8 protein-coding genes are annotated in these 6,968 nt (G+C 40.2%); all 8 read right to left on the bottom strand.

From position 1 onward, the window contains the following. Positions 1-106: 106 nt before the first annotated feature. The 8 genes from ispE to BFU02S_RS13915 all read right to left on the bottom strand — a co-directional run bounded on the left by ispE (position 107) and on the right by BFU02S_RS13915 (position 6,944). Positions 107-976 carry a 4-(cytidine 5'-diphospho)-2-C-methyl-D-erythritol kinase gene (ispE, locus tag BFU02S_RS13950; protein WP_066371823.1) on the bottom strand — a complete coding sequence of 290 codons (870 nt, stop codon included), beginning with the start codon at positions 974-976 and terminating at the stop codon, positions 107-109. 426 nt (positions 977-1,402) lie between these two features. After that, complete coding sequence (locus tag BFU02S_RS13945) at positions 1,403-1,585, bottom strand: small, acid-soluble spore protein, alpha/beta type (protein ID WP_066371820.1); 183 nt, start codon at positions 1,583-1,585, stop codon at positions 1,403-1,405. Between the two features lie 117 nt (positions 1,586-1,702). Beyond that, entirely contained in the window at positions 1,703-1,966 is a 264-nt protein-coding gene (gene veg, locus BFU02S_RS13940) for a biofilm formation stimulator Veg (protein WP_066371818.1), read from the bottom strand. Positions 1,967-2,166: 200 nt separating this feature from the next. Next, complete coding sequence (gene yabG / locus BFU02S_RS13935) at positions 2,167-3,048, bottom strand: sporulation peptidase YabG (RefSeq protein WP_066371816.1); 882 nt, start codon at positions 3,046-3,048, stop codon at positions 2,167-2,169. A 124-nt stretch (positions 3,049-3,172) separates the two neighbouring features. After that, a complete protein-coding gene (gene rsmA, locus BFU02S_RS13930) occupies positions 3,173-4,051 on the bottom strand; it encodes a 16S rRNA (adenine(1518)-N(6)/adenine(1519)-N(6))-dimethyltransferase RsmA (protein WP_066371808.1) in 879 nt (292 codons plus the stop codon). Beyond that, complete coding sequence (gene rnmV, locus BFU02S_RS13925; RefSeq protein ID WP_066371806.1) at positions 4,044-4,604, bottom strand: ribonuclease M5; 561 nt, start codon at positions 4,602-4,604, stop codon at positions 4,044-4,046. Before rnmV ends, rsmA begins: the two co-directional genes overlap by 8 nt. 155 nt (positions 4,605-4,759) lie before the next feature. Continuing rightward, on the bottom strand, positions 4,760-5,815 hold the full coding sequence (locus BFU02S_RS13920; RefSeq protein WP_369690705.1) for a ubiquitin-like domain-containing protein: 1,056 nt from the start codon (positions 5,813-5,815) through the stop codon (positions 4,760-4,762). Between the two features lie 358 nt (positions 5,816-6,173). Next, positions 6,174-6,944 (bottom strand): TatD family hydrolase, encoded by a 771-nt coding sequence (locus BFU02S_RS13915; protein ID WP_066371825.1) that lies wholly within the window; start codon positions 6,942-6,944, stop codon positions 6,174-6,176. Between the last annotated feature and the right edge of the window lie 24 nt (positions 6,945-6,968).

Genomic DNA, 6,968 nt, shown 5'->3' with positions numbered 1-6,968 from the left:
GGGGCTATGCCGCTTGCGCTGGACCAATTGTCGAAGTCGAAATTATACTTTCTTATTTCATAAAAAGACGAATAATCTACAAGAAGAATATCATTAATATCCGACTTTAATCAAGTGTATGACGCTCACCTAACATTCTAACCGCGAAAACTTGATCACAAAACCCCCGGAGGCCATTATAGATTCGGTGCATGCGGGAATCGTGCTGAACAATACCAAATACTGTCGGTCCGCTTCCACTCATCAGTACAGCATCTGCGCCAAAACGCTTCATCTGATCCTTAATTTGTGCTACAACCGGATGCAGCTTTAATGTCACATCCTCTAAAACATTCCCCACATTTTGACATACTTTATGATAATCGTGGCTTTTTATTGCTTCAATCATTTCCGGAATATTCGGATGTCTCGTCCCGTTCAAATCGAGTCTTCTATAGACTTCCGCAGTTGATACACCGATAAATGGTTTGGCGAGAATCACCCAGCACGTTGGCGGAGCAGGAAGTTCAGTAATAATTTCTCCCCTTCCTTTCGCCAACGCTGTACCACCGTAGACACAAAATGAAACATCCGAACCAATCTCACTGCCGATTTCAGCTAATTCATCTAAGCTTAACCCAAGTCCCCATATTTTATTTAACCCTCGTAGTGTTGCAGCAGCATCACTTGATCCCCCGGCAAGTCCCGCTGCAACAGGAATTGATTTCTCAATCGAAATCATCACGCCCTTTTTCACACTGAAGCGTCTCTTTAATAGCTCAGCTGCTTGATAGGCCAAATTGCGCTGGTCATCCGGCACATAGCGATTATGAGAAAGAATATGAATTTGATCCCGTTCTAATAAAGTTAACTCAACCCGATCGGCTAAATCTATAGTCGTCATAATCATTTCAACCTCATGATAGCCGTCAGGGCGTTTATGTAAAACATCCAACGCTAAATTTATTTTAGCCGGTGCCTTGACTAAAAGCTTCACCTAAGTCCACCTACTTCTATATTGTCCAGTCCTTCGGGCGTTTGTGCCTGTTCTCCGTTCCACACCAATATTTTTCTATTCTACCACAAAACAGCCATTGTAAGACGCCCAATTGAAAAAATCCTATCAAAATCAGTATTTTAACATTATTTTCGTGGAGAAAAAAGAATTTTAATAATAGGAAAAGCGCAAGGCGCCTTGGCCATCCCCAACAGGAAAATGTTATTTTGCATTAAAAGTCTGGTTTATGAACTTTTAGTCCATCTGGTTTTGGTCCCGAGGGGCTAGGACGCTTGCGCCGAACAATTTTCGAAGATGAAATTTATATTTTACTTATGAAAAGAGCCAGAGAACATTGTTCTCTGGCCCGGCTATGGCGAACTAATTGTTTATTTCAAAGTTGAAGTACCTTATTAAAGAATGCAGCTAATGAGAGCCCTGGCCCTTTAATTGTGCTTCAGCCAATTCAATTGCCCGTTTTACCATGTTTCCTGCATCCCGAGCGCGAATGCCGCCCCATCCTTCTTTCTGAACGACATCATAGAAACCAAGGTCTTTAGCAAGTTCCTCTTTAAATTGAACGGACATGATACCTCTTCTTCTGCCCATCTAAACAACTCCTTTCATCGCCACAGCATTCTTAGTATAAGAAAGAAAAATACTTTTCATAATAAAGCAGTAAAAAGCAGTAAACTTTATGTTTACTGCTGCTCACTTGATTATATCTTAGCTTAACGCTGCATGTCCTGATGCTTCTTCGTAGAAAGTGATTTGAACGGTTTCTGTTAATACATCTGCATAACTGTAAGAAACCCTTTCAAAAGCATTTTCATCTTGATCCAATTCAATTACAAAAACAGAAGGGTACGTTTCGGCTAATATGCCGGAACGTTCGATTGTTTTTCGACGTCCCCCGTTTGCCTTTAATAACAATCTTTTCCCTAAATTCGAGTCGAGAGCCTTTTTAATGTCGGCTAAAGTTTTTGGCATTCGGTCCACCTCACTATGTTTAAGTATATCATACTGACATAGCTTTGTCAAATAAAAAAATAAATTATATCAGTACAACAAAATGATTGTCAATATTTTTTCATCTGATTTTTATTCTAAATTTCAACATTTCTATCGTTGCCTTAATACTGCAGGATTATGTATTCAAAAAAGAAAAATAAGCCTTTATCAATAATGGCTTATTCTTCTTCTCCAACCGGATGATAAGGCATTCCTGTCCTTAATACACCTCTTGTTTCAATTCCTCCAAGCCCCTTCTCCCCTGTCAACGTATTTCTTAGTACATCCCAAACATTAATTCGCTCCATAAATGGGGTTAAACTTATTTTGGCTACAATATAGACGGGGTCGAGTGCATGAATATTGATTCTTGATGGTGAACTGGCAAAATTTGCCCCCGCATGAATCAAGGATTCAAAATGAGATTGACAAGCACCGGCAAAAATGACCAATTGGTCTAAATGAGGGACTTTCCTTCGCGCTTCCCTGACAGTTTGCACAAAGTGTTTTGAATGCCGGTAAGCATTGATGTCAGTAATTTTCCCTTTTGCCTTGGAATAAGCATCATGCCCGGTGATCACCAAGATATCAGGGCGGTAATAATCGATTAATTCCCCAATCTTATAAGACATTTCCTTTTCATTACAATGAATTCCTAAAACTGGAATCCCGATTTTTTCATACAAAGCCAAACACTTTTTTAAATACATAGGGTCACCGTCTAAGTGAAGAACCTTCCCAGGTATTTGAAAGTAGTTGCTCGGCTTCACATAGCCGCCTGTTGCCTCGTACTCCTGTCTTTGTCTTAGTAAATCCACATCCTGAGTAAACAATTTCAATGATTGCTCCTCAAGGGTTTGATATTCTCTGGACAATCTGTTTCGTTCATTCTGATTGATAGTAACTAAATCATCATATGGCGCATCAGCCACTAGCCGAAAATCTTCACCATATAGGATGGCAACATTTTGGTTATTTATTTTACGAATATCAATAACACGGAAGAGAATGTCACAGTTATAAGAACGCCTTCCAACGATATCCATTATTTTAATCTCCACTGCCGTCACTCCAATTAGACTAGCATTAAAGGCTCTTTTGAAATATTTCTTTCATAGGCTATGCAAAGGCCCATGTCCCCGTGAGAAAATACGCAAAAAAAAAAACAGACCTTTTGAAAAAGGTCTATTGGAAATAAGGATATAAAGCATCACTCAAGCTGGCAAATTCCTCAAGTGAGAGCGTTTCACCCCTTCTGGAAGGATCTACCCCGCTTGCTGTTAAAGCAGCCATAATCTCTTCTTTCTTTTGCTTCCCATTAGGGAGCTGGCTTGTTAAATTATTAAGCAGTGTTTTTCTTCTTTGTGCAAAAGCAGCTTTTGTTACTTTGAAAAAGAAATCCTCATTCTGAACGGCAACTGCCGGTGTTTCTCTTAATGTAAGCCTAATCACTGCAGAATCTACGTTCGGCTGAGGGACAAAGACAGTTTTGGGCACAACCATCACGGTTTCTGCTGCTGTATAATACTGAATGGCGATGGAAAGGGACCCGTAGTCTTTTGTGCCAGGCTTAGCAGAAATCCGATCTGCCACTTCCTTTTGCAGCATACAGACAATCCCGCGGATTGGCAGTTTGTCCTCTAAAAGCTTCATAATAATGGGTGTTGTCACATAATACGGAAGATTCGCGACAACCATTAGATCCTCAATACCTGTAAATTCTTGTGCAATGACAGCTTTCACATCTGCCTTTAACACATCTTGATGAATAATTTTTACATTTGGATAAGGCGACAACGTATCTGCTAAAATGGGCAATAACCGTTGGTCAATTTCAAAGGCCGCCACCTTTTTGCATTCTCGGGCCAATTGCTCGGTAAGGGCACCAATTCCAGGTCCAATTTCAATGGCTCCTGATTTTTCTGTTAAATTTGCAAAACCGACGATTTTCTTTAATATATTTGTATCGATTAAAAAATTCTGACCAAGGCTTTTCTTAAAGGAAAAACCATATTTCTCTAAGATGGCCCGAGTCCTAACAGGGGTTGCAATATCTTTATCCATTTTGTTCCTCCTGCATCATCACAGCAAGTGCGCTGGCAAATTCCTGTTTACTGACTTGAAACATCATTAATCGCTTATGGAGCTGTTTTCCGTTCGTATAGCCGATTTTCAACAGTTTCCCTAGCTGAATCCGCCTTTCTTTCGCACCTTTTCCAGCGATCAGTCCGGCAGTTAATAAATCATCCTTGGTGATTTGTTCTGTTATCGTCTCATGCATGACATGAGCATCCTTCAAAGCCTCTCTGATTGCCTCTGGACTGGCATGCTCCACACCGATCCCTTTATTTCCTTTCGCCAATGCCGCTTCTTTTGTTAAAAAAGCATGTTTGCACCCCGGGACATATTGGTCAATCGTTTTTCTAATTTTTTCTCCGGGAAAATCCGGATCTGTAAAGATAATTACTCCTCTTGTGGTTTGTGCGCGTTTAATTTTTTCAATCGTTACTTGATTAATCGCAGACCCATTTGTTTCAATTGTATCTGCATCAACAGCTCGTTTAATAGCCATTGTATCATCTTTGCCTTCCACGACTATAATTTCTTTTAACTTCATATTTCCTCCGAAAAAAAATAGATAAAATCGAAAAAAAACTGAAACATTTTTGTAATGTCCTTCGTCTATATTAACGAAACGAATCATAAAATAAAGTATAAATAATTCAAGATAAAAAGCAAAATGCAGAGGAGGGCTCCTCTGCAAAAAGTACTCTACTGTAAAATGGTTACCTTTACTTTTTTACGTCCCCAGAGGTCACAGTCGGTTTCAGATGGCATGAATAAATCAATTCGATATCCTTTAATCGCCCCGCCTGTATCAGCGGCAATGGCATAGCCATAGCCATCTACATACACTTTTGTTCCTAGCGGAATAATGCTTGGGTCAACAGCAATAACTTTCAAACTTGGATTTGCCCGAAGATTTAGACCTGTTGCCGTTATTCCAGTACAGTCACTACAGTTTTCTGAATAAGCTGTTGCCGTGACGTATAATGACTTCCCTGTACTTTCGGAATCGCTGGAAACTTGATGATCTATTTCCTTTGTTCCTACAGCTACAACTTTATCCTGTTTTGGCCTGATTACCTCTTCACTTAACAGTTTTCGGGCCGCCTCTTTGCCATTTTCGAGTATGACTTCATATTGCTTGGAAACAAGTCCTTGCCGGCCTTCGGATAGGGTCTTTTCCGTCCCTTTGGCTAAACTATCATCCTTTTTTGTCACTACGGCAAATCCAACAGGTTCTTCCACTACATCGGTGACTTTTTCTACACGAATGACGTTGACAACGCCGTTCTCTTTGATGGGTTCTGTTAATGACGGTTCAACTCGGTCAAATTCATTGAGGATCACACCCTGTTGTGTTAAAAAGTCAGCGACCGTAGTCGAAGTGGACCATACTGATTGCTCTTTTCCGCCGTCAACATATGTAAGATGAAAAGCTTTCTTAATGCTTATTTCCATCTTATTTTTGATTGCCGTTTCCGGGCTTGGTGAGATTTCATCATGTTCGTTCCAATTGATCTTCTGCTCTTTCAGGAGTTCATACACAGTCCCAGCTGTAGTCCAAACCGTCTTTCTCTCGTTGTTCTTAACAATGGTAACCTGTTTTGCCTGTTTCCAAACAACTTTCAGGTGGTCCTTCACCTTTGAATCTGCATTCGGATACAGGTAGTCTTTTGGGCGCAATGATACATCCAATTCTTTCAATAGATCATCAATAGTTTCCGCATGAGTTCTAACTATTGTTTTCTGATCATTAAGCATGATTGAAACCGTTTTCCCTGAATCCTCGTACATAATGATCCAAGCAATTGTTGATAAAACTACAAAACTAGTAAAAACAATAGTTAAATTTTTCGCGCCCAAAGACTTGAAAAACAGGCTTTTCATGCCTTTGAATACGATGAAAAACGCCTCCTTTTCTGCATGAATTGAAAAACTGAGCTGTCCGTCTGTAATCCCCTGCTAACCCTGTGAACGTATTTCTAATTATGCACAATACTGGAAGGCTTGCAAAGGAAAACTTATCGACATAGTCATCCTATGTAGAAAAGGAGGCGTGTAGAACTTTTTGTTTTTGGAAAAAATTAAGACATGCTTTTAGCGCTTTCGACAAATTCTCTTAGCAATTAATGGCGAATATTTTTCTAGCATTTTGTGCCGTTGCATTTGCGATTTCTTCAAATGTCAACCCTTTTATTTCTGCAATCTGTTCAGCAACCAGTCTCACAAACCTCGGCTCATTTCGTTTGCCGCGATAAGGGTGAGGAGCAAGATATGGACAATCTGTTTCAATTAACAGGCGGTCTAATGGAACCTCAGCAGCTACTTCTTTCGGCTTTTTTGCATTTTTAAATGTAATAGGACCGCCAAGCGAAATATAAAAGTTCATCTTGATGCATTCCTTGGCAACTTCCGGACTGCCGCTAAAGCAATGCATGATTCCCCCAACTTCCTCTGCTCCTTCCTCCTTCAAAATTTCTACAACGTCGGCTGTGGCTTCACGATTATGAATAACGATTGGCAGCTTCACTTTTTTTGCCAGCTGAATTTGTTTGCGAAATACTTCCTGTTGGATTTCCTTCGGTGACTTATCCCAATGATAATCTAACCCCATTTCACCAAGAGCAACTACCTTAGGGTGGGCAGCTAAGTCCTCAATCCATAACAAATCCTCTTCTGTCAAATCAATGGCATCTACTGGGTGCCAGCCGACACAGGCATAAATAAAGTCATATTGCTCGGCAAGTTCCATCGCCCTTTTAATTGTCGGACGGTCAAAGCCGACTACAACCATCATCGAAACGCCGGCTTCTTGTGCTCTTGTAATTACTTCCGGCAAATCTTCTTTATATTGCTGATCATTTAAATGTACATGTGTATCGAATAACATAATCCAACCCCTTTTCCAGTTTGC

Source organism: Neobacillus fumarioli NBRC 102428 (assembly GCF_001591485.1).
Lineage (GTDB): Bacteria > Bacillota > Bacilli > Bacillales > Cytobacillaceae > Neobacillus > Neobacillus fumarioli.
Note: the sequence above shows the minus strand (reverse complement) of the source record. Positions and strands in the feature narration are given on the sequence as shown.

What these genes read in the sequence shown, in the direction of transcription:
- BFU02S_RS13915 (WP_066371825.1), bottom strand. Translation starts at nt 6,944, where the DNA reads ATGTTATTCGATACACATGTACATTTAAATGATCAGCAATATAAAGAA.
- veg (WP_066371818.1), bottom strand. Translation starts at nt 1,966, where the DNA reads ATGCCAAAAACTTTAGCCGACATTAAAAAGGCTCTCGACTCGAATTTA.
- BFU02S_RS13945 (WP_066371820.1), bottom strand. Translation starts at nt 1,585, where the DNA reads ATGGGCAGAAGAAGAGGTATCATGTCCGTTCAATTTAAAGAGGAACTT.
- rnmV (WP_066371806.1), bottom strand. Translation starts at nt 4,604, where the DNA reads ATGAAGTTAAAAGAAATTATAGTCGTGGAAGGCAAAGATGATACAATG.
- rsmA (WP_066371808.1), bottom strand. Translation starts at nt 4,051, where the DNA reads ATGGATAAAGATATTGCAACCCCTGTTAGGACTCGGGCCATCTTAGAG.
- BFU02S_RS13920 (WP_369690705.1), bottom strand. Translation starts at nt 5,815, where the DNA reads ATGCTTAATGATCAGAAAACAATAGTTAGAACTCATGCGGAAACTATT.